The sequence below is a fragment of the Anaeromassilibacillus sp. An172 genome (assembly GCF_002160515.1).
Classification (GTDB): domain Bacteria; phylum Bacillota; class Clostridia; order Oscillospirales; family Acutalibacteraceae; genus Limousia; species Limousia pullorum.
Genome location: NZ_NFKS01000001.1, coordinates 19,781 through 45,312, shown reverse-complemented (window position 1 = coordinate 45,312; position 25,532 = coordinate 19,781). Strand labels below are relative to the sequence as shown.

The following is a 25,532-nucleotide window of genomic DNA, read 5'->3' as shown; positions in this document are numbered from 1 at the left end:
TTATTTTTTAGTCACTGCAATCCAGATTTCGCAGGTGTATTGGGGATTTTTTACGTCCGCTGACGGGTAAGCTTCTATTTCTATGCCGCAGGGCTGGTATTCACTTGCCGGAAAGAATTCTGTACAGATATATTTATATACCTTTTTAAATGCCTCCGGCATCACTCCAACGCACTGGAATACCACAAAGGTGTTTTCCGGAATTGTTACCACTTCAAAGCCTTCCTCTTTTGCGTCCGGCTCACAGTGGGTTCCTATTCCATAGGGGAAATCATATTTGCTGTTATCGTCAAAGCTTATTCCCAAAATGCAGTTTTTAAAAATGTTATTCTTGGAGATATGACCGCAGATTTTTTCTATTGTACCATCCTGAGTACACTCTTTCCAAAAATCCGCAATCTTCTCCGTTGTCATTTCCTCCTGCTTTTCAAAACGCTTTTTCTTTAAAAGTACATTAAAAGCCTCTTTTTTCTCAATTCTGTAATTCATAATAGAACCTCCGCTCAATGTTAGTTTTACGGAAAGGCGTGAAAAGGATTTTAGCGTTGCACCGCTTTTTACCTGATTGGGCATAACTCCGTGAAACTTGGTAAATGCACGGGAAAAGCTCTCGGGTGTGCTGTAGCCGTATTTCAGCGCAACATCAATTATCTTTGATTTTTGATTTGCAAGTTCCTCCCCTGCCAAAGACAAACGGCGGTTTCTCACATATTCCCCTACTGTATATCCGCATATAACAGAAAAAACTCTCTGAAAATGAAAACTTGATGAGTATGCGCACTTCCCAACCTCTTCATAGTCGATTTTGTCGGTTATATGTTCTTCGATGTAGTCAATAGCTCGCTGAATACCTGTAATCCAATCCATCTTTTCACTTCCTCTCCTGTGAGCCTATTATATATGTATAAGAAAAAAGTATCTTGACTTTCAATGCTGAGGTATGAAGGTATTACAGTTTGCCGTGGGTCTTTTTATAATAGAAAATGTAGGAGTAAACCGAGGGTATTCCAATCCATAAAGCTACAATTATACCTGTAAGGATTTCAAAATCTTCTACAATAAACATTCCTGCGAGATAAAGCAAAACCAACGGAAAAGCTAAGTACCCGATAATTCTGTGAGCCACTATCCAGGTTTCCTCGTCCATAACTGTCCATGGAAGCCTGAGTCCCGTATGTCTGCTGAAAGGCAGCTTAGGAGACATATTTCCGGTAAAAACTATTACAACTATAATGATGAAAGCCGCAAGATATTTTTGGTTTTCAACGGGAATTGATATTATTTCTGTATAGTCCAGCAATACGGCAGCTCCGCAGGCAATCAGCAGTCCTGTATTGAACAAGGTGACCTTTTTCAATGTTTTCATTTTGGGATTGCTTTCGGAAATGGACGGCGTCAGCTTACCCAGATTAAAATACAATATTAACATGCATGACACTGTGCATATAGCCAGAAGAACCATTGACAAAATGGTATTTCTAAATGCCAGTGATGCGAAAAGTCCTGCAAATTCGAGAGATACTATAATCAATCTTATTTTATTTTGTTTCATTGACTTTTTCATCTCCTCCGAAACTTAAAAGCTCCGATAACTTTATATACATTTCCTGCATTACAGACAGATTGAGAGAATAAATAATCTGATTTCCCTTTCGTTCTGAAGTGACAATCTCTGCGTGTTTTAGAACATCCAAATGTCTTGAAATTGATGGCTGAGATATATCAAAATGTTCAGCAATTTCTCCGGCATTCATGTTTTTCCATTTTAAAAGCTTTATTATCTCACGTCTGTATGGACTTGCCAAAGCATGAAAAAAATCTTCGCTCATGCTATCACCTCTCTTCTATTTTCTATTATAGCTAAATAGCTAATTACTGTCAATGCTAAATTCACAAAAAAAATACACCCCGAGAAAGTTTTCACTCTCTCGGGGTACGATTATACAAAATAATTCTTATTTGCTAATTACATATTAGTTTTCGATTGGCTCAAAATCTGCTGCGCCGTGTTTGCAAAGCGGGCAAATGAAATCCTCTGGAAGCTCGTCTCCCTCATATACATATCCGCAGATTTTGCATACAAAGCCTTTTTTGCCCTCTGTTTCTGGCTTTGGCTTAACGTTCTCAAGGTAATATGTATATGTCATTGTTTCCTTATCATTGATAACACGAGCCTCTGTTACACGGCAGATGAACATTCCGTGTGAGTCAAGGTCAATGTACTGCTCAACTTCCAAAGACATGAAAGCATTGATATAGTGAGGCAGGAAAACAAGGCCGTTATCTGAACGGTATGACTCCCAGTTTTCAAACTTATCTACGCTTCTGCCGCTGTGGAAGCCAAAGTTTTCAAATACCTTGAAAGGTGCTTCAACAGAAAGGCAGTTGAGGTTCATTTTACCTGTCTGCTTAATAACATGGTGTGAATAGTTAGCCTTATTTATTGTAACAGCTACACGGTTAGGAGAATCTGTAACCTGTGAAACAGCATTAACGATAAGTCCATTGTCCTTTCTGCCGTCATTTGATGTAACAACATAAAGACCGTAACCAATTTTGAAAAGTGCTGTCATGTCGTTCTTATTGGCTTTATCGTCTGATCTTGCGATATAGTCTTTGCAAAGCTCTTCTGCCATTGCTTCGAGCTGGTCAAGATTTTCCTTATTAACAGCAGACTTAATCTTAACTGTTGTATCAAGCCATGTGATGTCCTTGCTCTTCTCAAACTTGCCCTTCATAATCTTAGCGGCAAGAGGTGCCCATGAACCGTTTTCGATAAGACCGATTGTGCGCTTCTGGAAATTGCGCTCTGTAAGGTGGTCAATATACTCTCTCATGAACGGGAAGATTTCTGCGTTATATGTTGTTGTAGCCAAAACAAGTTTTCCGTATCTGAAAGCGTCTGCAACTGCAAGTGACATATCTGTTCTTGCCAAGTCGTGAACAACAACATTTGGACAGCCCTTTGTTCTGAGTTTTTCTGTAAGAATCTCAACAGCTTTCTTTGTATGACCATAAACAGATGTATAAGCGATTACTATACCGTCAGTTTCAACACTGTAAGATGACCATGTATCATAAAGTTTGAGGTAATGTCCAAGATTTTCTGTGAGAACCGGGCCGTGCAGCGGGCAGATTGTGGAAATCTCAAGACCTGCAGCCTTTTTAAGGAGAGCCTGTACCTGTGCGCCGTATTTGCCTACGATACCGATAAAGTAACGGCGTGACTCATCGTCCCAAGGCTCGTTAGTGTCCAAAGCACCGAATTTTCCGAAGCCGTCTGCTGAGAACAGTACTTTTTCTGTTACATCATATGTAACCATAACCTCTGGCCAGTGTACCATTGGAGCAAAAACAAAAGTGAGCACGTGTTTTCCAAGGGAAAGTGTGTCGCCCTCTTTTGCAATAATTCTCTCACCAGTGAGATTTTCAAAGAAGCAGTCCATCATTGCAAATGCTTTCTGAGTTGCAACAATAGTAGCCTCTGGATATGTTTCCATAAAGTTCATAATGTTAGCGGAATGGTCAGGCTCCATATGCTGAATAATAAGGTAATCAGGCTTGCGGCCTTCAAGTGCATCAGCAATGTTATCAAGCCATTCATGGGTAAAGCTCGCATCAACTGTATCCATTACTGCGATCTTATCGTCTTTAATAAGATAAGAATTGTACGACATACCGTTAGGCACTACATACTGACCCTCAAACAGGTCCACATCGTGGTCATTAACACCCACATACAAAATTTCATTAGTTATTTTCATAATCTTCTCTCCTGCCTTTTTATGATGTAATTCATAACGCCGTCAGTATTAAAACAGCACAGCGATTAAAAGAGTCCATTAAAATTGATCACACGAGAAACAGGATGTTTATTTCTCGCAATAATACAATTATAAATATACTATTTTAAAGCATAGTTGTCAACAGCCGTCCGCTAATTAAACTCAATTTAATCTTTTCTTTTTATTTTTTAATTTATTTTCTTTATTGCAGTAATTTCTGCCAGATTTGTATTATTGCTTTGTTATAAACACTTTTATGATTATTAAACATGAGCTTAAATTGTTTTATCGATATTGCTGTTATTTCCTTTTAATATAAATAAAATAAAAAAGAATAAATCTTGTAAATCTGAATAAAAAGTGACAAATTTCAAAAAAAAGTATGGAATAATGGCTGAAAATATGATATAATCTTTTTGATTAGACAGTAATTTCTGTTAATTATACTAAAAAACGATTGGAGGAGAACAGATGAAGAAAATACTGGCTTTATCGCTGTCGGTTTCTATGATAGTTTCTATGGCTGCAATTTCCGCATCCGCAGAAACCTATGACAGCAAACCACAAACAGCTGCCTCAGTAAGAATGAGTGCTGAACCTACAGAAAGAAGCACTAATTTTAATGAAGGCTGGCAATTTGCACTGGGTGAAAATACCGGAGCAGAAAAAATCGACTACGACGATTCCACATGGAGAACACTTGACCTTCCCCACGACTGGAGTATCGAATTTGATTTTGATTACGGCTCCCCTGCAACTTCCGAGTGCGGTTATCTTGACGGAGGTACCGGTTGGTACAGAAAAACTTTTGTTTTACCTGAGTCCATGGCAGGAAAACAAATTTCAATTGATTTCGGCGGAATTTATATGGACAGCACAGTCTATGTAAACGGCGCCTATGTTGGCAACTATCCTTACGGATATATGCCATTTAGCTATGACATTACAGACAAAGTAGTATGCGATGGAAAAACAGAAAACGTTATTGCTGTAAAAGTTGTGAACCAGCTTCAGTCAAGCCGTTGGTATTCCGGCAGCGGTATATACAGAGATGTACATTTGACAGTAACTGACAAGGTTCACGTTGACAGATACGGCACATACATTACAACACCAAATATTGAAACTGAGTATCAGAACGGCACAGGTACAGCTCATGTTGTTACTGACATAGTAAACGACACTGCTGATGCTGCAACAGTATCCGTTCGTTCCACGGTTGTAGATATGGACGGCAACGCAGTAAACGAACCGGCTACAACAGAAGCTATGGAAATAGCTGCCGGAAAAACCTCTTCTTTCACTCAGGACCTCACTGTTTCATCACCTAAGCTTTGGTCAGTTGACTCTCCAAACCTTTACCAGGTTAAAACAGAAGTTCTTGTAGGAGAAGATGTTGTCGATACATATTTCAGCCGTTTTGGTTTCAGATGGATAAAATTCACAACTGACAATGGATTCTATCTCAACGGAGAGTGGATTAAACTCAACGGTGTCTGCATGCACCATGACCAGGGCGCTTTGGGCGCAGTTGCAAACTATACTGCAATTGAACGTCAAATGCAGATAATGAAGGATATGGGTGTAAATGCAATCCGTGTAACCCACAATCCGGCAGATGACAAGCTTTTGGAAATCTGCGATAAGATGGGACTTATGGTAATCGAAGAAGCTTTCGACACATGGACAGGAAAGAAAACTTACGATTACGGTCGTTTCTTTAATCAGAAAGCTACACACCCTGACGCAGGAGCAAATATGACTTGGGCAGAATTTGACCTCAAGCAGATGATAAAGAGAGGAAGAAACTTCCCTTCAATCATTATGTGGTCACTTGGTAACGAAATCGGAAACACTACTTCCCAGTCCGGCTTGACAACTGCTCAAAATCTCCAGAAATGGGCTAAAGAGATGGACGACACCAGATATACAACTATCGGTGAGGACAAACTCAGAAGCAACATGAGTGACACAAGCAACAATCTCCAGCAGGGTTCATACATCCAGCAGGTATTCGATACCATTGATACAATGGGTCTTAACTACAGTGAGCACAGATACGATGCTTTCCACGAAGCATATCCTGACTATCTCATTTACGGTTCTGAAGTTGCATCAGCTACAAGCAGCCGTGGAGAGTACGCTCATCCTGATGTAATTCAGAAAGGTGACTCCGGTTCTCACCCTGAATACCAGCAGTCCTCCTATGATAACGACTGTGTTCCTTGGGGCAGAACAGCTCACGAAAGCCTTGTTTATCATCAGGACAGAAAATTCGTTGCCGGTGAATTCGTATGGACAGGTTTTGACTACATAGGCGAGCCTACTCCTTGGAACCAGAGCACAACAACACCGCCTAAGAGCTCTTATTTTGGTATTGTTGATACAGCTGGTTTTGCAAAAGACTCATATTATCTCTATCAGAGCCAGTGGACTTCTGTAGAGGATAATCCAATGGTTCATATTCTTCCTCACTGGAATTGGGAGGATGAAGCAAAACGTGCAAAGGTAACAGGCTCTGACGGAAAAATTCCTGTAAGAGTTTATACAAATGCAAGGTCCGTTGAACTTTACTTCAAGGAAGCAGGAAGCACAGAGGAAGGTTACGGCACACTGGTTGGCGAGAAGCAGTCATTTATAGCTGTTACACCTCATAAGGATGATCCTGACGCTATAGACAATAAGGATTACGAGTATCAGCGCACAGCTGACGGTGACCTCTGGCTTGAGTGGAGAATGGACTACAAGCCCGGCACACTTACAGCTGTTGCTTACGACAAAAACGGAGAACAGGTTGCTGTTGAAACAATAACAACCGCCTCTTCCCCAGCTTCTGTAAAACTTACAGCAGAAGATAAGGTTATCGCTGCTGACGGCACAGAGCTTTCTTACATTCAGGTTGACGTTGTTGACGAAAACGGAAACTTCGTTCCTACAGCCGACAACAACATTACATTCACAATCAGCGGCAACGGTAAAATCGTTGGTGTTGACAACGGAAACGCTGCAAGCCACGAGCGTTACAAGGATACAAACGGAACATGGCAGAGACAGGCTTTCAACGGCAAGGCTCTTGTTATCGTTCAGTCCACAAAGGATGCAGGTTCATTCACAATCAACGCAGCTTCTTCAGGTCTTAACGGCGATTCCACAACTGTATACACAACAGCTGAGGGCGTTAAACCTACAGATATCCTCGGTTACAACGTAAAGAACATTACAGCTATAGTTGGTGAAGAGATTGTTCTTCCTTCACAGGTTGAGGCTGTTTATGCTGACGGCGTAACAACAAAGATGATGGATGTTACTTGGGATGAAATTCCTGAAATTTCTGAAACAGGCATCACAGTTGTAAAGGGTACAGTTACAGAAACAGGCGCTGAAATTACAATTGAAATTACAGCTATAGGCGCTATTGGCATTTTGAACAGCACAATTGCAACAGCTGTAGGCGTAATTCCGGAAATGCCAAAAACTGTACAGGTTATTTTCTCAGACGGAAGCACAAAGTCTGCAAACGTAACATGGGATAAGGAAATCACAGCAGAAGACGTAGCTCAGACAGGTACTATTGAAATAAACGGTAAAGTTGCGGGCTATGAGGGACTTACTGCAAAGCTTACATTGAGAGTCAGCGACCAGTTTGTATTTGATACAAACGTTGCAAGAGGCGTTAATGTAGAATATTCTTACCAGCAGGGAACCGACCTTGCAAGCAAAACTGTTGACGGAAGCTATGACCTTAGCAGCAGATGGACAACATGGACAAGCAGCGGCTTCGGCAACAGCAACCCAAGTCATTACCTTATTTTCAACTTCAGTGAGAGCAAGTACATCGGTGCAGCAGGTGTATATTTCTACACAGACAGTGCTACTAAGCTCCCAAGCGAAGCTATAATCTACTATAAAGATGCAAACGGAGATTGGACTCCTGTAGAAAATCAGTCTATCGGTAAACTGGCTGATTTTAAAGCTTCAGCAATCAACAGATTTGAATTCACCCCTGTTAATACAACAGCATTGAAACTTGAACTTTATCCACAGAAGAGCGGAAACAATAACTATCCTGTTGGTGTTATTGAGTTTGAAGCATATGCAGCCGGAACTCAGGTTGACGTTGGAACAACTGCAAAGCTCACTTCCCTTTCTGTAAACGGTCAGGCTCTTGAGGGCTTCAATCCTGATACATATTCTTACACAATTCCGGTTGCTTATCCTTATGATATTCCGGAAATAACAGCAGAAGCCGGCGACAATGCAAATGTATTTGTTGTACCTGCAATGTCCATTGACAGAAACACAATCGTAAGAGTAGTTTCTGAGGACGGAAAAACAGAAAACAATTACACAATCGCATTCGAGAAAGAACCTATCAAACTTACAGGACTTACTCTTACTGTAGATCCAACAACCGCACCTGAAAATGCAACTCTTAAATATGAAATTAAGGCTGTATATGAGGATGGTTCACAGGCTGACGGAAACACAGTAAACGCAACAATCAATCAGGTATCTGCTGAAGGCGGCGAGATTTCTATAAACAATGCAGACAAAGAAATCTATGCAGTCAAGAAGGGTACAGTTACATTAGAAGCACAGTGTGAGTATCAGGGCAGCACATTCAAATCAGAACCTGTTACTATTACAATTACTGACAGCGAAATTGAAGTAGTTGTTGAATCTTACGAACCTGTAAACGTAACAACAAAGCTTAACCAGGCTCCTGTTCTTCCTGAGTATGTTGTTGCAAACGTAAAAGACAGCTTCCCAAGAAATGTAAAGGTTACATGGGATGAAATTGACCCGTCACTCTACGCTGATTACGGCACATTTAAGGTTCAGGGTACAGTTGAAGGTCAGACACTCCGTCCTGAGGCTGTTGTAACTGTAAAAGACATCACAACCTTTGACACATTGACACTCGCTACACAGAAGGGCGTAGTTCCTGCATTGCCTGCTACTGTAAACGCTTACTACAGCGACGGTACAAGCGTTAAGGCAAATGTTACTTGGAACTCCTATACATCTGAAGACTTCAACGTTGAGGACAATACAATTGTAACAGTTGAAGGTAAAGCAACAGTAAACGAGTCTGAATACACTGTTACAGCAAAGGTAAGAGTTACTGAAACAGACCTTACTCAGAGTGCTAACTACTATCAGACAAGAAACGGTTACGAACTCCCATTCGCAGTTGCTTCATTTACAAACGATGAAGCCGGTTCAACTGACAGAGTTGAAAAACTCAACGACGGAAGTATTTCCTTCGCTACATCAGATAACGAGGGCAAGAACATCTGGTGTAACTGGCAGAGAACTGCAAGAAGCGGTGACTGGGTCGGCGTTATCATGGCTCATGAAGGCGATGTTAAAGAGAACTATGTTGACACAATGAAGGTAGGCTTCTTTACAGAAGGCGACAGCGGAGCAACTCAGCTTCCAGAGTCTTACAAGATTGAGTACTACACAGGTCCTCTTGATTTCGAACTTCCAAGCAAATCTGCTAACGGCGTTAACAACCCAAGAGGTCACATTGCAAACATTGCTGACCATCCATTCAATGACGACGCTAACTGGACAGAAGTAACTTATGTAGGCGGAAAACCAGAAGCTAAGTCAGGTGAAATGACAACAATCACCTTTGAACCTGTTGAAACCTGCATCGTAAGAGTAAACATGAAGTGCAGAACAAATAAGTCAATCGGTGTTACTGAAATCGAGCTTTACGGTAAGGAAGTTGTAGAGAAGTCTACATATGAAATTACCAACGTAAAAGTTGGCGGAGCTGATTTCGCAGAGTTTGACCCATCAGTTACAGAATACAATATTTCTGTATCAGGAAAGGCTCCTGAGGTTACATTCGAGGCTACAAACAACGCTTCCGTAACAGTTGTTCCTGCAACTTCTGTTCCAGGAAAGACAGTTGTAAAGGTAGTAGCTGAGGACGGTTCAGTTGCATCTGAGAAGACATATACCTTCAACTTCACTTCCGACGGCGGTCAGGAATATGAAATCGGAGATGTAAACTGCGACCACAGAATTGATATCAACGACGCTACAATGATTCAGAACTATGTTTCAAGAAGATATGAGCAGACAGCAGGCTTCCATAAAGAGTATGCTGATGTAAGCAAAGACGGTAAAATCACTGTTATTGACGCAACTCTTATTCAGATTAAACTTATTAAAGGCTGATAATCGTTTTAAGTTGTTTGTTAACTAATTAAAATGACCCTTCCAACTGAACAATTAAATTCGGTTGGAAGGGTTTTATTTTCTGTATTTAAATTTTCATATTACAAAAGGCGCATGGTAAAAACCATACGCCTTTGTTTATTATAAAGTAATCTTAAGATAAATTACTTTGAAAGTCTTTCTTTCAAGCTGTTAAGCTGATCCTTGAGCTCTGCTGGGAGCTTGTCGCCAAACTTCTTGTAGAATTCCTCGATACCCTCAGCCTCTTTGAGCCACTTTGCGTTGTCAACATAGAGGATGTCTTCGAGAGTTTTCTTGTCCATATCAAGACCATCAAGGTTGATATCGTCTGCATGTGGAACATAACCGATTGCAGTTTCAACTGCATCTGCCTTGCCCTCGCAACGGTCGATAATCCACTCGAGTACACGGAAGTTATCGCCGAATCCTGGCCAGAGGAAGTTGCCCTCGTCGTCAAGACGGAACCAGTTTACGTTGAAGATCTTTGGAGCCTTATCGCCGAGGATTTCGCCCATCTCGATCCAGTGCTTGAAGTAGTCGCCCATGTGATAACCGCAGAATGGGAGCATAGCCATTGGGTCACGACGAACAACACCTACTGCGCCTGTTGCAGCTGCTGTTGTCTCGGAAGCCATGATTGAACCTACGAATACACCGTTGTTCCAGTCTCTTGACTGATATACGAGCGGAGTTGTCTGAGCACGTCTGCCGCCGAAGATGATAGCAGAAATCGGAACGCCTGCTGTTGAGTCAAACTCTGGGCTGATGCATGGGCAGTTCTTTGCAGGTGCTGTGAAACGGCTGTTTGGATGTGCGCCCTTCTCTGTAGCGGTCTTGCCGTTCCATGGCTCGCCCTTCCAGTTTACAGCGTTCTCTGGTGGATTCTTGTCAAGGCCTTCCCACCAAACTGTATTGTCATCAAGGTTATGAACAACGTTTGTAAAGATTGTGCCCTTCTGAGTTGAAGCAAGAGCATTTGGGTTTGACTTTTTGTTTGTACCAGGAGCAACGCCGAAGAAGCCGTTTTCTGGGTTGATTGCATAAAGTCTGCCGTCTGGGCCCTTTCTCATCCATGCAATATCGTCGCCAACTGTCCATACCTTGTAGCCTCTTGAAGTATAGCCCTCTGGTGGAATGAGCATAGCCAGGTTGGTCTTACCGCAAGCTGATGGGAATGCAGCGGATACATACTTAACTTCGCCCTGTGGGTTCTCAATTCCGAGGATGAGCATGTGCTCTGCCATCCACTGATTGTTCTTACCGAGGTAAGAAGCAATTCTCAAAGCGAAGCACTTCTTGCCGAGGAGAACGTTTCCGCCGTAACCTGAGTTAACGCTGATGATGTAGTTGTCCTCTGGGAAGTGGCAGATATATCTCTTCTCTGCGTCGATGTCGCAGCGTGAGTGAAGTCCTTTAACCCAGTCTTCGCTGTCGCCGAGAACGTCAAGAACAGCCTGACCAACACGGGTCATGATAGCCATGTTGAGTACAACATAGATAGAATCTGTTACTTCAATACCGATCTGTGCGAGAGGTGAACCGATTGGGCCCATTGAATAAGGGATGATGTACATTGTTCTGCCCTTATAGCTGCCTCTTGCGATATCAAAAAGCATTTTGTATGCTTCCTGAGGGTCTTTCCAGTTGTTTGTAGGACCTGCATCCTCTTCTTTTCTTGAGCAGATGAATGTTCTGTCCTCAACACGAGCTACGTCGTTCACAGCAGTTCTGTGAAGGTAGCAGCCTGGAAGTTTCTCCTCGTTAAGTTTAATAAGCTCGCCTGTTGAACAAGCCTGTGCACGGAGTGACTCGAGCTGCTCTTCGCTGCCGTCAATCCATACTACCTCATCAGGTGTCAAGAGGGCTTTCATTTCATCAAGCCAAGCCAAAACTGATTTGTTGTTTGTCATTGTTTTGTTTCCCCTTTCGAGAGTTTACCTTTAAATGGTAAAAAGTATATATAAATTTTGTTTTTATACCTTAAACATTATATCACATTGTCAAATCTTTATCAATCAATATAATGGTCGAATTATGCTGACTTTACTTCCGTTTTTTTAGTAGCAATAGATAAAAATCATTAAAAATATGTGAAATTCGCCTTATCACAAAAGACAAAATGCACGTTTTAATTTTAAATCCTGCATTTTCAAGGGTTGAACCTTTGTAAATATTTCCTTTTCATATCATCTTTACAAATGGTTATTTTTGATAATAGAAAAGAAATATTAGTTACAATTATCAGTATCTACCGAAACATTAACCCTATTAACGTGTGTATTAAACAAAATATTATCTGTAATCTATAGGAAGTGTAGCCACTGCGTTAAGACTTAGATTTGCAATATTTTTATCTAAATATTCATAATATCCCTGAGAGCCAACCATTGCCCCGTTATCTCCGCAGAGCTTTTTATCGGGCATATAAAGAGCAAAACCGTTCTTTTTGCAGTCTTCTTCCAGTCTTCTTCTGAGCAGTGAGTTTGCAGAAACTCCTCCTGCTGTCACCAATGTTTTAACATTAAAGTCTTTTGCCGCTTTAATAAAGTTTGTGGCAAGACAGTCAACAACTGCATATCTGAAAGACGCTGACAAGTCCTCTACAGGAAGTGTCTCCCCTTTTTGTGAAGCATTGTGTATTAAGTTTATTATGGCTGTTTTAAGTCCGGAAAAACTGAAATCATAGGGACAACCGTCTACTGTCGGCCTTGGAAGCTTGTAAGCTAAAGGATTGCCGTTTTCAGCTACTCTATCCATTGCAATTCCGCCCGGATATGGCATTCCCATTGTTCTTGCCGCCTTGTCGAAAGCCTCTCCTGCGGCATCGTCACGGGTTCTGCCTATTATCTTCATCTTTGTATAGTCCTCAACCATGACAATGTGGCTGTGTCCCCCTGAAACAACCAGACAAAGAAAGGGCGGCTTCAAATCCTGATGGGATATGTAGTTTGAAGCTATATGAGATCTCAAATGATGTACCGGAACAAGTGGCTTGCCTGTTGCGAAAGATAGTCCTTTTGCAAAGTTTACGCCTACAAGCAGTGCGCCTATAAGTCCCGGGGCATGTGTCACCGCAATGGCTTCTATATCATCCATTGTCACACCGGCTTGATTTAGCGCCTCTGCTGTAACCCCCTCAATAGCTTCAACGTGACGTCTTGAGGCTATTTCAGGCACAACTCCACCGTAAAGTCTGTGTTCTTCTACCTGTGTTGCCACCACCGATGACAACACTTTTCTGCCATCCTCAACAACGGCAACCGCTGTTTCATCGCAGGATGACTCTATTGCAAGTATTTTCATATTACACTTCCTCTCATTTTGCGCCTTAGTATTTGTTAAAAATTTAACATCATAAGCAAGGCGTCTTCCGTCGGCTTTGAATAATAATTTTTTCTTGTACCCACTTTTTCAAAACCATATTTTTCATACAAAGCAATAGCCGGCGCATTTGAAGCTCTTACTTCCAAATTTATAAATGCAATATTTCTATTCTTAGCTTCATCTATAAAAGAGTCCATAAGCTTTTTGGCTATTCCTTTGTTTCGATATTTTTCTTTGACAGCTATAGAGGTCAAAATTCCCTCGTCTAAAACCGTTTCAAGACAGATATGACCCACTATTTCGCCGCTTTCCAAATCCTTTGCCACAAAAAAACAGTTGTTTTCATTTTTAAAAGTGTCCGTTATATTTTTAAGTGACCAAGGAGTTGAAAAAATTTCTTTTTCAATATCTGCAATTTCCTGTAAATTACAGGCTTTTGCCTTTTCAATAACTATATTCATATATCAAAGCTTTTCCAAAAGGTCTGTGAGAACGGAAACTATCTCGTCACGGCAAGCTCTGTAGAAATTTAGATCACTGCCGAACGGGTCTGTTATTCCGCCCTTTTCCCTTGACATTACAAAAATTTTATTCTGAGGAACTCCCATGCTCATCAGGATATCTGCGTGGTACATTGAAACCACACAGAACAGGTCAACTTCTTTTAAATCTACACCGTATATACCCTGTGATTTATGTCTGCTTATATCCACACCGATTTCCTTACAGGCTTCAATGGCATATTTTGAAGCACCGTATCCGGAGGAAGCGGCAGTTCCTGCACTGCTGCACTTTATGTCATAGCCTTTTTCTGCACAGAGCTTTTTAAAAATTCCCTCAGCCATTGCGCTGCGGCAGCTGTTGCCGGTGCAGATAAAAACTACATTCTTAATATTTGTCTTTCTTTCTGCCATATTTACCATCACCTTTTTACTTTTGGCAGTTTTATGCTTTCTTAAAAAATTCAGTATTTGCAAGTTATCAGCCCTTTGCGTCATACCATGTTTTTCCCATAGCCGCATCGGCTATAAGGGGCACGGAAAGGCTTACTGCGTTTTCCATTTCTTCTTTCAAAATTGCGCTGACCTTTTCCTTTTCTTCTTCAGGAGCTTCAACAATTAGTTCATCGTGAACCTGCAAAATAAGCTTTGCTTTCAATCCCTCATCCTGAAGTCTATTGTCAACCTTTATCATGGCAATTTTGATTATATCCGCCGCTGTTCCCTGTATAGGCATATTTCTGGCAACTCTTTCACCGAAAGCTCTTGTTATATGGTTGCCTGTTTTAAGCTCAGGAAGATATCTGCGTCTGCCGAAAACTGTTTCAACATAGCCGTCCTCTTTCGCCTTTTCAGTTACATCATGCATATATTTATCAATGCCGCTGTAGTGGCTGAGATATGCTTTAATATAGTTAGAAGCTTCTTTTGTAGTAACACCTATATCCTTTGAAAGTGAAAAAGCACCTATTCCGTAAACTATTCCGAAGTTTACCGCTTTGGCTCTGCTTCTCATTATTGGAGTTACAAAATCTCTGGGCATATTGAAAACCTGTGAGGCTGTAGCTGTATGAATATCCTCGTTGTCCTTAAACGCCTGCATCATGTTTTCATCTTTTGAAATATCTGCAAGAACTCTCAGTTCAATCTGGGAATAGTCGGCATCCACAAGGACACAGCCCTCTTTGGCACAGAAAAATCTTCTTAATTCCCTGCCTATCTCAGTTCTAACAGGAATATTCTGGAGGTTTGGTTCTGTTGAACTTATTCTTCCTGTTCTGGTCTCGGTCTGATTGAAGTTTGTGTGTATTCTTCCGTCATCGCCGATAACCTTTAAAAGTCCGTCACAGTAAGTTGATTTAAGCTTTGCCAGTGTTCTGTATTTTAAAATCATATCTATTACAGGGTGGTATTTTCTCAAATCCTCCAAAACATCAGCGTTGGTGCTGTAGCCGCTCTTTGTTTTTTTCTTTGCGGGAAGTCCCAGCTTTTCAAAGAGCGCAACGCCCAACTGTTTTGGCGAGTTTATATTGAACTCATATCCAACCTCTTCGTAAATCTGATTCTGAATGGAAAGAACTTCTTCATTTATAACTCTGCCGTAATTCTCTATTCCTTCTTTGTCCACGGCAAAGCCCACGTTTTCCATCTTTGCCAAAACCCTTGACAAAGGAAGCTCGATTTCATACATAAGCTTTTCCTGATTTTTGTCTGAAATCTCATATTTCAGTTTTTCATATAAATCAGGCAATGTTCCGTTTTCACATACAAACTGCAAAACGCCCTCTTCTGCATCAACCTGAGCAGGCTCAACCTTATATTCCTCGCACAGTCTGATGACTGAATAGTCTGTTGATGAGGGATTTAAGAGATACGCCGCCAATGTTATATCAAATATAATATTATTTTTATCTATTCCGTTTTTATCAAGGAAAGAATAAATCTCTTTACTGCTGTAGGCTACTATTTTATTTTCAAGCTGTGAGAAATCGGAAAGCTTTTCCACAGAAAGTCTGTACACCTCTTTACCGTTACATGCATATATGCACTCCGGAGATGTTTTGCTTTCTTTTATATATGTTATAAAAATATCCTTTTCATCTTTGCCGAAAACATTTTTAACATCGATATCCTCGGACAAGCAATCGCTAAAGGTTAATTTTTCCTTTTCTTTCTTTTTCTCTTCCTTTTTTACTCCGCTGTTTCTCAAGCCCATTTTTTCGATAAGCGAGAAAAGCTCCAAGTCAGCCATAAAATCTGCGGCTTTCTCGTCATCGCCTCCGGAAACGCTGTAATCTGCAAGGTTTTTGTCTATCGGTGCTTCTCTGTTTATCTCGCCCAGCATTCTTGACAAAATTGCGTTATCCTTGCCGGCTTCCAGTTTTTTTCTTACTCCGTCCTTAATATCAAGCTCATCAAGGTGCTCATATATATATTCAACGGTTTTGTATTTTTTAATAAGGTCGCCGGCGCCTTTCGGGCCTATTCCTGCAACTCCAGGGATATTGTCGGATGTATCGCCCTGAATTGCCTTTATCTCAATAAGCTCACGGGGAGAAACTCCATAGTCCTCCATTATTTTTTCCTTATCATAAATAATAGCAGTAGCTGTTCCCTGCTTTGTTGCGGCAAGGCGCACTGTGGTAAGGTCAGATACAAGCTGCAAGCTGTCACGGTCACCTGTTGCTATAATACATTCCCAGCCCTCTTTCTCACATTCTGCGGAAAGAGTACCCAAAATATCGTCGGCTTCATAGCCTTCACAGGTTACAAGCTTATATCCAAGCAGTGTGAGCAAATCTTTCAGGGGCTGAAGCTGAGAAGCAAGCTCCTGGGGCATTCCCTTTCTCTGGGCTTTATATCCTGAATACGCCTTGTGTCTGAAAGTTGGCGCTTTAAGGTCAAAGGCTATAGCAACACAATCAGGCGCTGTGTCGTTTTTTATTTTATTGAGCATTGTCAAAAAGCCGTATATTGCGTTTGTAAAACGTCCGTCCTTTGTTGTAAGAGGTCTTACGCCGTAAAAAGCTCTGTTGAGAATACTGTTTCCGTCAACTGCAAGTAATTTCATAATTTATACATCACATCCGTTATTTTTCCGTCTTTTACAAAAAGTCTGGGAACTCTTTTGCCGATTATACATATAACCTCGTAATTTATTGTTTCCGACCAGCGTGCAAGGTCGTCTGCTGTAGGCTCTCCCTTTGAGCCGTCACCGAACACAATAACCTTATCGCCTATACTAACATCCTCAATACCGCTTACATCAAGCATTGTCTGGTCCATACAAATTCTGCCTATTATTTTTGCCTTTTTGCCGTTTACCAGCATATATCCCTCTTCGCCGTATTTTCTTATGTATCCGTCGGCGTAGCCTATGGGAACTGTGGCAATCTTCATCTTTTTATCTGCTGTAAATGTTCTTCCATAGCTTACGGTTGCTCCTGCTTCTATTTCCTTTACATATGAAATGCAGGTCACAAGCTTCATAACAGGTTTTATATCCAAAGCGTCTTTAAGCTTTGAAGACGGAGAAAGTCCGTAAAGAATAATACCGGCTCTCACCATATCCATATCAAACATTGGATAATCCTCAATAGCTCCGCTGTTTGCGCAATGTCTTATTTCAAAGTTTATACCTCTGTCCTCAAGGCTTTTTACTGTATGTACAAAGTTATCATACTGCTTTAATGTAAACTCTTTGCCCTCTTCTCTTTCATCGGAAACTGCAAAGTGGGTAAATATGCCCTCGGTTACAAGGTTTGGCAGAGTCGCCGCCTGATAAGCTTCTTCTATGCTTTTTTCATCTCTTGGGAAGCTCTGGCACATAAAGCCTATTCTGCTCATGCCTGTATCTATTTTTAAATGTATCTTACATTCAACTCCATATTTAACACACTGCTCGGACAGCTTTTGAGCATACTTTGTGCCGTATACCGCCTGTGAGAAATTATTCTCCGCAAGCTCCTTTGCACACATTGACGGAGTATAACCCAAAATAAGTATAGGAAGGCTTATTCCGTATTTTCTAAGCTCCTTTCCCTCGTCCATATTTGAAACAGCAAGGAAATCTGCGCCCAGCTGTTCATACATAACCGCAAGCTCCACAGCTCCGTGTCCGTAAGCGTCAGCTTTTACAACACAGCAAACCTTTTTGCCCTGAGCCGCTTTTTTAATTGTTTTAAAATTATGTATGGCTCTGTCCATATCTATTTCTGTCCATGTTCTTTTAACGAAATTCATATACACACCTCTTGCAATAATGATGAATAACAATTTATATATATGTATACATCCGCATTTGCATAATTATCTAATTATATTATATAACCATTCTTTGGGTAAATCAATAAGATTTTGGCATATTGGCTTTTTTAATCCTTTTAAGACTTTTATTTCATCATTTTTTCAGATTTATTTCCTTTTTTCTTCATATACAATTAAAAAACATTTGCAATTATACCAGTTTTTTGATAAAATGTGATTATGTGTTTTTCCGAAAACAAATATTTTTAAGGAGAGAGATGTTTAATGGATAAGATTATTATCTTAATCGCATTTGCCGTCTATATGGTAGTTATGATTGTCATCGGCGCTGTCTATGTAAAAAACACAAAGACAAACGAAGACTACTTCCTCGGCGGCAGAAATCTCGGCAGCTGGACTGCGGCCCTTTCCGCACAGGCTTCCGACATGAGCGGTTGGCTCTTGATGGGTCTTCCCGGCGCCGTTTACATTGCAGGAACCGGCGAAATCTGGATAGCTATAGGACTTTTGATTGGTACGGTTTTAAACTGGTATTTGGTTTCCGGCAGACTTCGCCGCTACACAATCAAAGCTAACAACGCTTTGACAATCCCAGGATACTTTGAAAACCGTTTCCACGATAAAACCGGTATTCTCCAGGTTGTATCATCTGTAATTATCACTATTTTCTTTACAGTTTACACGGCATCCGCTTTCAGCTCAGGCGCAAAGCTCTTTGCAACTGTTTTTTCCGACGGCTCAACAGATGGATTTAACAGCACATATATCTATGGTCTTGTTGTTGCCGCTGTTGTTATTCTTGTTTACACATTTATGGGCGGATTTAAGGCTGTATGTGCTACCGACCTGGTTCAGGGCTTCATGATGCTTATCGCAATCCTTGCTGTTCCGATTTTGGCTTACGGCATGCTTACATACAACACAGGTTTCCACGATGCACTTGTTGCAAACGGTGTTGAAAATCCTGAGAATTATCTCAACTTCATGAAAAATGCTGACGGCTCACCTGTAAGCGTGGTTTCCATTATTTCAAACCTTGGCTGGGCTTTGGGTTACTTCGGTATGCCTCACATTCTTGTAAGATTTATGGCTATCAAAAGCGAAGCTGAAGTTAAAAAATCAAGAACAATCGCTATTGTTTGGATTATCCTTTCACTTGGCGCTGCATGTATGATAGGTCTTGTAGCAAGAGGATTCTTGACCACACAGCTTGATGCTTCAACACAGGAAACAGTATTCATCAAGCTTATTCAGCAGCTGTTCTCAAACAATTATCTGCTTCTCTTTATCGGCGGTGTATTCCTCTGCGGTATTCTTGCAGCTGTTATGTCTACAGCTGACAGCCAGCTTCTCGTTACTGCTTCCGCAGTTTCAGAAGACCTTTACAGAGGCACAATCAACAAAAATGCAAGCGACAAAAAATCCCTTGCAGTGGGCAGAGCTGCTGTTGTAGTTGTTGCAATAGTTGCCGCATTTATTGCCCTTGACCCTAACAGCAGTATCATGGGACTTGTTTCAAATGCATGGGCAGGCTTTGGTGCCGCTTTCGGTCCTGTTATTATCTTCTCACTGTTCTGGAGACGTTCAAATTTGCAGGGAGCTGTAAGCGCAATGGCAATCGGTGCTCTTACAATTATCGTTTGGGATTACATTCCATTTATAAACGGTCAGACTTTGGGCGATGCTACAGGACTTTATTCTCTGGTTGTAGGGTTTATTTTAGCTTCCGCAGCTATGATTATAGTTTCCCTTGCAACAAAAGCTCCCGGAAAAGAAATTACAGACGAGTTTGACGCTGTAAAATCCGGAAATGTTGAAGGCTGCTAAATTATTATAATAGTTTTATATTCAATATCATTATTTCACCTGTATTTCCCCGGAAATGCAGGTGGTTTTCATTTGACTGATTTTTCACAGTATTTTCATATTAAATCTTATTTCATTCTTCTGGGGAAACACAAATGTATTTTACCGTGCTATAATGTATACAATTTCGATTTTCGGGTCTTTGGGATTTTCACACTTTAACACTACATATTGTGACAATTTATTTTTATAGGCACATTTTGTAGAGAAAAAAGTTTGGTACTATTTTAAAAACACATGCTTTTTGATAATTAAAAATCGTCAATTTTACCAAATTTACCAAACCGTTAAAATCCCCATTGACTAACGGCAATATATGGGCTATACTTAACAAGCTGGCTTTTTTTAATACTACATATTGTGTTAAAAATAAATCTCAACCACAAATTATGGTTGAGGTTTTCTAAAAATAAAAATATAGAGAGGAAGCGGAAAAATGATAAAAACAATCATAAAAAGGGATGGCAGATCCGTTCCCTTCGATATAGAAAAGATATCGCAGGCCATTTACAAGGCAGCTCAGGCAATCGGCGGCAATGACTACGAGGCGGCTAAGGACCTGGCTGTTCAGGTATGTGATTATCTTGAAAATACGGAACATCAGACAGAACCTACTGTTGAGCATGTACAGGATACAGTTGAAAAGGTTCTTATTGAAAACGGTCACGCAAGAACAGCTAAGGAGTACATCCTCTATCGTTCTGAAAGAACCAGAATCAGAGAGATGAACACAAAGCTCATGAAAATCTATGAGGATTTGACATTTAAGCCTGCTGAGGACAATGATATAAAGCGTGAAAACGCAAATATCGACGGCGATACAGCAATGGGAACTATGCTCAAATACGGTTCTGAGGGCGCTAAGCAGTTCTATGAGATGTATATTTTAAATCCAAAGCACGCAAAGGCTCACAGAAACGGAGATATTCACATCCACGATTTGGATTTCCTCACACTCACCACAACATGCTGTCAGATTGACCTTATAAAGCTTTTCGACGGCGGTTTCTGCACAGGCCACGGCTATCTCCGTGAGCCAAACGACATTGCATCCTACTCCGCTCTTGCATGTATTGCAATTCAGTCAAACCAGAACGACCAGCACGGCGGTCAGAGTATTCCAAACTTTGATTACGGCATGGCTAAGGGCGTTGCAAAAACATACAGAAGAATTTACAGACAGAACCTTGCACGTGCAATTGAATTGCTCTGTGACGACGATGACGCTATAAACACAGGCAAGGCAATCTGCGACAAGGCTGAGGAAATCAGCGGACAGTGGCCAAAGCTTGAGGACGGCAAAGCATACATGGATGAAGAAATAAAGATTTTAACAGACATGTACGGCGAAAAGCTTGCAGGAAAGCTTCAGAGATTTGCATTCAGACACGCTGAAAAAGAAACAGACAGAGCTTGCTATCAGGCTATGGAGGCTCTTGTACACAACCTCAACACAATGCACAGCCGTGCAGGTGCTCAGATACCTTTTAGCTCTTTGAACTACGGCACAGACACCTCTCCTGAGGGCAGAATGGTTATGAAAAACGTACTGCTTGCCACAGAAGCAGGCCTCGGAAACGGCGAAACACCTATCTTCCCTATACACATTTTCAAGGTTAAGGAAGGCGTAAACTTCAACCCGGGCGATCCTAACTACGATTTGTTTAAGCTTGCATGCAGAGTTTCCGCAAAGCGTCTTTTCCCGAACTTCTCTTTCCTTGACGCACCTTTCAACCTCCAGTACTACAAAGAGGGACATCCGGAAACAGAGTGCGCATACATGGGATGCCGTACAAGAGTTATTGCAAACCACTATGACCCATCAAGAGAAATCGTAAACGGCAGAGGAAATCTCAGCTTTACTTCTATCAACCTGCCAAGACTTGCTATCCTTGCAAATAAAAATGTTGATTTCTTCTTTGAGCAGCTGGACAACATGATTGACCTTGTTATCGACCAGCTTCTTGCAAGATTTGAAATTCAGTGTCAGAAGCTCGTTAAAAACTATCCTTTCCTTATGGGACAAGGCGTTTGGATAGACAGCGAAAAGCTTAACCCTAATGACTCAGTTCGTGAGGTTTTGAAACACGGAACACTCACCTGCGGCTTTATCGGACTTGCAGAGTGCCTTAAGGCCCTTACTGGAAAGCACCACGGCGAAAGCATGGAATCTCAGCGTCTTGGCCTTGAAATTGTAGGCTACATGCGCAAGAGAATGAACCAGGCAAGCGAGCAGTACAACCTGAACTTCTCCCTTATCGCAACACCTGCCGAGGGACTTTCAGGCAGATTTGTAAGAATAGACAAAGAGCGTTTCGGTGTTATTCCGGGAGTTACAGACAGAGATTACTATACAAACTCTTTCCACGTACCTGTATATTACAACATCTCAGCTTTTGAGAAAATCAGGATTGAAGCACCGTATCACAATCTGACAAACGGCGGTCACATCTCATACATTGAGCTTGACGGTGACCCAACTGAAAACCTTGAGGCTTTCGAGCAGGTTATCAGATACATGAAGAAATGTGGTATCGGTTACGGTTCAATAAACCACCCAGTAGACCGTGACCCTGTTTGCGGACACACAGGTATTATCGGCGAATCCTGTCCTCACTGCGGCAGAAAAGAAGGCGACAGCGGCATCGGATTTGAGAGAATAAGAAGAATTACAGGTTACCTTGTAGGAACTGTTGACCGCTTCAACAACGCTAAAAAAGCCGAGGTTCACGACAGAGTTAAACACAGCCTCGGAACCTGCGAATGTGCTGAGGAGATCGGCTGATTATGGAAAAACAGCACACCTTAAGACTTGCAGGAGTTATAAGAGAATCCATAGTGGATGGCCCGGGAATAAGAATGACAGTTTTTGTTCAGGGCTGTCCCCATCACTGCAAAGGCTGTCACAATGCAAAAACCTGGGATTTTGAAGGCGGCTACGACGCACAGCCTGAAAGACTTATCGAAGAGGCAAAAAAAGACCCTCTTTTGAAAGGTCTTACCTTTTCAGGCGGCGAGCCTTTCTGTCAGGCAGAAGCTTTGAGCTACCTTGGAAAGCTTGCCCACGAAGCCGGATTCGATGTTTTCACCTACACAGGCTACACCTTTGAAGAGCTTTTAGAGGGTTCAAAAGAAAATCCCCAGTGGATGGAGCTTTTAAAGGAATGTGACTACCTTGTAGACGGTCCTTTCATATTAGAACAAAAAAATATTCTGCTTCGTTTCAGGGGAAGCAAAAATCAGAGAATTCTGGAAGTTAAAAAATCCCTTGCAGCGGGAAAAGCGGTTATTTCCGAAGAATACAATAAATGACAATCAACAGGCTGCATTTTGCGGCCTGTTTTTTTATAAAAAGATTTTAAATAACATACTAATTATGTTATAATAAGTTAAACAGCAAGTCAAAAGGGGTGTTATCTTTGTCGTACTTCATAACAATGCTTATAATAGGGATTTTAATAATTCTGCTGGGTTATTTAATCGGATTTAAAGGCAAAATTCAGCTTATTCACTCTTACCATTATAAAAATGTTAAGGACAAGGATAAGAAAGCCTACACAAGAATTATGGGTTTCGGAACGGGAGTTATCGGGGCATTTATAACAATAGGCGCATTTTTATATCTGGGCTTTGGTACTGCCGGAGCTTCTTCCGCCATACTCCCCGGACTTATATTGGGTTTCGGAATAATTGTTTACGCCCAGTATAAATACAACGGCGGTATATTTTGATTTTTGTAGGTTTCTTTTGATAATTGTTACAAAAACAAACCTTAAAATGAATTTAAGTTATATATGAAAATCCCTTGACTTAAATATACTTTAAATGTAGAATAATACAAGTGTAAAATAAAAGACAAAGGGATTGAGAATATTGGCAGCATCATATGTTTTGAGAATACTTAAAGGCGCAAGCTTTTCAAGAATGTCTAAGGTCATCGACAAGGTCAAGGAAAAAAGCGGCAAAAACAAGGTTTCCATTTTCTTTGACATGGTCAACTGCTCCATAAGATACGGCGCAGGCTACTATGACTATCTTCTTTCAGAATACTACAACATGAACGGCGCTGAAAGAAAAACATATATGACACGTGTAAAAAATAAAAATCTTATTATGAGCCTTAACGACCAGAACTACTCATATATCTTCGACCAGAAAAATGTTTTCGATGAGAAGTTTAAGGATTTTTTGGGCAGAGAGGTTTTGGACATTGCTAAAATAGATTTTGAAAGATTTAAAAAGTTTGTTGAGGGCAAGGAAAGCTTTTTTGCAAAACCATACATAGGCGAAAGCGGTAAAGGCATCGAAAAGCTCCATGTAGCTGACTTTAAATCTGTTGAAGAGCTTTATAAGTACGTTACAAACAAAGAGAAAAACTTCGGCGTTATTGAAGAGGTTATTGTTCAGCATCCGGACGCTGCAAGAATTTATCCCCCGTCACTTAACTGTCTGAGAATTGTTACCCTTGTAAAGGACAATGTTCCGCATCTTGTTTATGCCGTATTCAAGACAGGCAACAACGGAAATGTGGTTGATAACCTTGAAAGCGGCGGTCTTGCTGCAAAATTCGATATGGAAAAAGGCGAAATCTGCGGTCAGGGTCACATGTCCTCAATGGAAAAATACGACGTTCATCCATATACCGGTATTCCTTTTAAGGGCTACAAGCTCCCATATCTCAAGGAGATTAAGGAAATGGTATTTAAAGCCGCTTTGGTTGTACCTGAGATTAAGTATGTGGGCTGGGACGTATGCATAACAGAAAACGGCCCTGCAATCATCGAGGGCAACGACTACCCGGGTTACGACTTCCCTCAGTACTACGATGACGGTACTCCGAGAGTAGGTCTTTTGAAAAGAATTCAGGAAATACTGCCTGATTTTAAATAAGTTTTTTGATTCACCACCTGTTAATTTTTTCAGGTGGTGTTTTATAATGTGAAAGGACAACTATGGATATATTTTATTCTGAAAAGGGATTGACCTTTGAAAATTTTATAAAATACCCGAAAATAAGTATTGAAGAAAATTCTTTTACTTTTATAACAGGTAAAAGCGGATGCGGAAAAAGCTCATATTTAAAAATGCTTAATTTCACCGCTTTGCCCTCAGATGGTAAAATTTATTTCTGCGGTAAAGATTTAACAGAACTTTCCCCCATCGATTACAGACGTCAGGTAATGCTGGCACCTCAGCAGGTATTTCTCACTGAGGGAAATATTCGTGATAATTTTGATTTCTATTACGGCATGAGAGAAAAAGAACCTCTTTCCAATGTAGAAATAGCTGAAGCTCTAAAAGTTTGCTGCGCAGATTTTCCACTTACAGCAGATTGCAGTCTACTTTCCGGCGGAGAACGCCAGAGAGTTTTTCTTTCGATTTTTGTTTCCTGTATGCCTAAGGTTTTGCTGCTTGACGAGCCTACCGCCGCTCTTGATGAAAAGACCTCCAACGAATTATTTACAAGTCTTAAAAAGTACTGCCGTGAACACAGCATAACTGTTGTGTGTGTTTGTCACAACTTGGAGCTTGCGGAAAAATACGGCGACAGCATAATAAGATTGGGGGAATAAAA

The 25,532-nt window shown here is 40.9% G+C and carries 17 protein-coding genes and 1 pseudogene; 7 read left to right on the top strand and 11 right to left on the bottom strand.

Annotated features, from left to right (window positions below; all coding sequences use genetic code 11):
- The 5 genes and pseudogenes from B5F08_RS00185 to B5F08_RS13700 all read right to left on the bottom strand — a co-directional run.
- Positions 1-867, bottom strand: coding sequence for an AraC family transcriptional regulator (locus tag B5F08_RS00185; protein ID WP_087375839.1), 867 nt, complete (start codon positions 865-867; stop codon positions 1-3).
- 82 nt (positions 868-949) lie between these two features.
- Positions 950-1,552 carry an SdpI family protein gene (locus B5F08_RS00180; RefSeq protein ID WP_158096165.1) on the bottom strand — a complete coding sequence of 201 codons (603 nt, stop codon included), beginning with the start codon at positions 1,550-1,552 and terminating at the stop codon, positions 950-952.
- Entirely contained in the window at positions 1,539-1,829 is a 291-nt protein-coding gene (locus B5F08_RS00175; RefSeq protein WP_087375837.1) for an autorepressor SdpR family transcription factor, read from the bottom strand. The genes B5F08_RS00180 and B5F08_RS00175 overlap by 14 nt, the downstream gene beginning before the upstream one ends.
- Before the next feature lie 144 nt (positions 1,830-1,973).
- Positions 1,974-2,573 carry a flavin reductase gene (locus tag B5F08_RS13705; protein ID WP_442856044.1) on the bottom strand — a complete coding sequence of 200 codons (600 nt, stop codon included), beginning with the start codon at positions 2,571-2,573 and terminating at the stop codon, positions 1,974-1,976.
- 42 nt (positions 2,574-2,615) lie between these two features.
- Positions 2,616-3,764 (bottom strand): annotated as a pseudogene (locus B5F08_RS13700) (FprA family A-type flavoprotein); the annotation flags it as partial.
- Between the two features lie 492 nt (positions 3,765-4,256).
- Here B5F08_RS13700 and B5F08_RS00165 point away from each other — a divergent pair.
- Positions 4,257-9,980 carry an Ig-like domain-containing protein gene (locus tag B5F08_RS00165; RefSeq protein WP_087375835.1) on the top strand — a complete coding sequence of 1,908 codons (5,724 nt, stop codon included), beginning with the start codon at positions 4,257-4,259 and terminating at the stop codon, positions 9,978-9,980.
- A gap of 164 nt (positions 9,981-10,144) precedes the next feature.
- On the opposite strand, the gene B5F08_RS00160 is transcribed toward B5F08_RS00165, so the two are convergent.
- The 6 genes from B5F08_RS00160 to alr form a co-directional block, all read right to left on the bottom strand.
- Positions 10,145-11,911, bottom strand: coding sequence for a phosphoenolpyruvate carboxykinase (GTP) (locus B5F08_RS00160; RefSeq protein ID WP_087375834.1), 1,767 nt, complete (start codon positions 11,909-11,911; stop codon positions 10,145-10,147).
- A 382-nt stretch (positions 11,912-12,293) separates the two neighbouring features.
- Positions 12,294-13,304 (bottom strand): tRNA (adenosine(37)-N6)-threonylcarbamoyltransferase complex transferase subunit TsaD, encoded by a 1,011-nt coding sequence (gene tsaD, locus B5F08_RS00155; protein ID WP_087375833.1) that lies wholly within the window; start codon positions 13,302-13,304, stop codon positions 12,294-12,296.
- A gap of 35 nt (positions 13,305-13,339) precedes the next feature.
- Positions 13,340-13,786, bottom strand: a complete 447-nt coding sequence (gene rimI, locus B5F08_RS00150; protein ID WP_087375832.1) for a ribosomal protein S18-alanine N-acetyltransferase — start codon at positions 13,784-13,786, stop codon at positions 13,340-13,342.
- A 3-nt stretch (positions 13,787-13,789) separates the two neighbouring features.
- Complete coding sequence (locus B5F08_RS00145) at positions 13,790-14,239, bottom strand: arsenate reductase/protein-tyrosine-phosphatase family protein (RefSeq protein ID WP_158096164.1); 450 nt, start codon at positions 14,237-14,239, stop codon at positions 13,790-13,792.
- Positions 14,240-14,306: 67 nt separating this feature from the next.
- A complete protein-coding gene (gene polA, locus B5F08_RS00140; RefSeq protein ID WP_204245138.1) occupies positions 14,307-16,895 on the bottom strand; it encodes a DNA polymerase I in 2,589 nt (862 codons plus the stop codon).
- On the bottom strand, positions 16,892-18,067 hold the full coding sequence (gene alr, locus B5F08_RS00135) for an alanine racemase (RefSeq protein ID WP_087375829.1): 1,176 nt from the start codon (positions 18,065-18,067) through the stop codon (positions 16,892-16,894). The genes polA and alr overlap by 4 nt, the downstream gene beginning before the upstream one ends.
- 288 nt (positions 18,068-18,355) lie before the next feature.
- On the opposite strand from alr, the gene putP reads away from it, so the two are divergent.
- From putP to B5F08_RS00105, 6 genes are all read left to right on the top strand, one after another.
- Positions 18,356-19,918 carry a sodium/proline symporter PutP gene (putP, locus tag B5F08_RS00130; protein WP_087375828.1) on the top strand — a complete coding sequence of 521 codons (1,563 nt, stop codon included), beginning with the start codon at positions 18,356-18,358 and terminating at the stop codon, positions 19,916-19,918.
- A gap of 475 nt (positions 19,919-20,393) precedes the next feature.
- On the top strand, positions 20,394-22,742 hold the full coding sequence (locus tag B5F08_RS00125) for an anaerobic ribonucleoside triphosphate reductase (RefSeq protein ID WP_087375827.1): 2,349 nt from the start codon (positions 20,394-20,396) through the stop codon (positions 22,740-22,742).
- A gap of 2 nt (positions 22,743-22,744) precedes the next feature.
- Positions 22,745-23,269 carry an anaerobic ribonucleoside-triphosphate reductase activating protein gene (gene nrdG / locus B5F08_RS00120; protein WP_087375826.1) on the top strand — a complete coding sequence of 175 codons (525 nt, stop codon included), beginning with the start codon at positions 22,745-22,747 and terminating at the stop codon, positions 23,267-23,269.
- Positions 23,270-23,376: 107 nt separating this feature from the next.
- Positions 23,377-23,688, top strand: coding sequence for a DUF3784 domain-containing protein (locus tag B5F08_RS00115; RefSeq protein ID WP_087375825.1), 312 nt, complete (start codon positions 23,377-23,379; stop codon positions 23,686-23,688).
- Positions 23,689-23,830: 142 nt separating this feature from the next.
- Entirely contained in the window at positions 23,831-24,847 is a 1,017-nt protein-coding gene (locus B5F08_RS00110) for a sugar-transfer associated ATP-grasp domain-containing protein (RefSeq protein ID WP_087375824.1), read from the top strand.
- 62 nt (positions 24,848-24,909) lie between these two features.
- Complete coding sequence (locus tag B5F08_RS00105; RefSeq protein ID WP_087375823.1) at positions 24,910-25,530, top strand: ABC transporter ATP-binding protein; 621 nt, start codon at positions 24,910-24,912, stop codon at positions 25,528-25,530.
- The last annotated feature ends 2 nt before the right edge of the window (positions 25,531-25,532 follow it).

Bases quoted from the DNA above. Each gene is read 5' to 3' on its own strand.
- B5F08_RS00185 (WP_087375839.1), bottom strand. From the start codon at position 867: ATGGATTGGATTACAGGTATTCAGCGAGCTATTGACTACATCGAAGAA.
- B5F08_RS00180 (WP_158096165.1), bottom strand. From the start codon at position 1,552: ATGAAACAAAATAAAATAAGATTGATTATAGTATCTCTCGAATTTGCA.
- B5F08_RS00175 (WP_087375837.1), bottom strand. From the start codon at position 1,829: ATGAGCGAAGATTTTTTTCATGCTTTGGCAAGTCCATACAGACGTGAG.
- B5F08_RS13705 (WP_442856044.1), bottom strand. From the start codon at position 2,573: ATGACAGCACTTTTCAAAATTGGTTACGGTCTTTATGTTGTTACATCA.
- B5F08_RS00165 (WP_087375835.1), top strand. From the start codon at position 4,257: ATGAAGAAAATACTGGCTTTATCGCTGTCGGTTTCTATGATAGTTTCT.
- B5F08_RS00160 (WP_087375834.1), bottom strand. From the start codon at position 11,911: ATGACAAACAACAAATCAGTTTTGGCTTGGCTTGATGAAATGAAAGCC.
- tsaD (WP_087375833.1), bottom strand. From the start codon at position 13,304: ATGAAAATACTTGCAATAGAGTCATCCTGCGATGAAACAGCGGTTGCC.
- rimI (WP_087375832.1), bottom strand. From the start codon at position 13,786: ATGAATATAGTTATTGAAAAGGCAAAAGCCTGTAATTTACAGGAAATT.
- B5F08_RS00145 (WP_158096164.1), bottom strand. From the start codon at position 14,239: ATGGCAGAAAGAAAGACAAATATTAAGAATGTAGTTTTTATCTGCACC.
- polA (WP_204245138.1), bottom strand. From the start codon at position 16,895: ATGAAATTACTTGCAGTTGACGGAAACAGTATTCTCAACAGAGCTTTT.
- alr (WP_087375829.1), bottom strand. From the start codon at position 18,067: ATGAATTTCGTTAAAAGAACATGGACAGAAATAGATATGGACAGAGCC.
- putP (WP_087375828.1), top strand. From the start codon at position 18,356: ATGGATAAGATTATTATCTTAATCGCATTTGCCGTCTATATGGTAGTT.
- B5F08_RS00125 (WP_087375827.1), top strand. From the start codon at position 20,394: ATGATAAAAACAATCATAAAAAGGGATGGCAGATCCGTTCCCTTCGAT.
- nrdG (WP_087375826.1), top strand. From the start codon at position 22,745: ATGGAAAAACAGCACACCTTAAGACTTGCAGGAGTTATAAGAGAATCC.
- B5F08_RS00105 (WP_087375823.1), top strand. From the start codon at position 24,910: ATGGATATATTTTATTCTGAAAAGGGATTGACCTTTGAAAATTTTATA.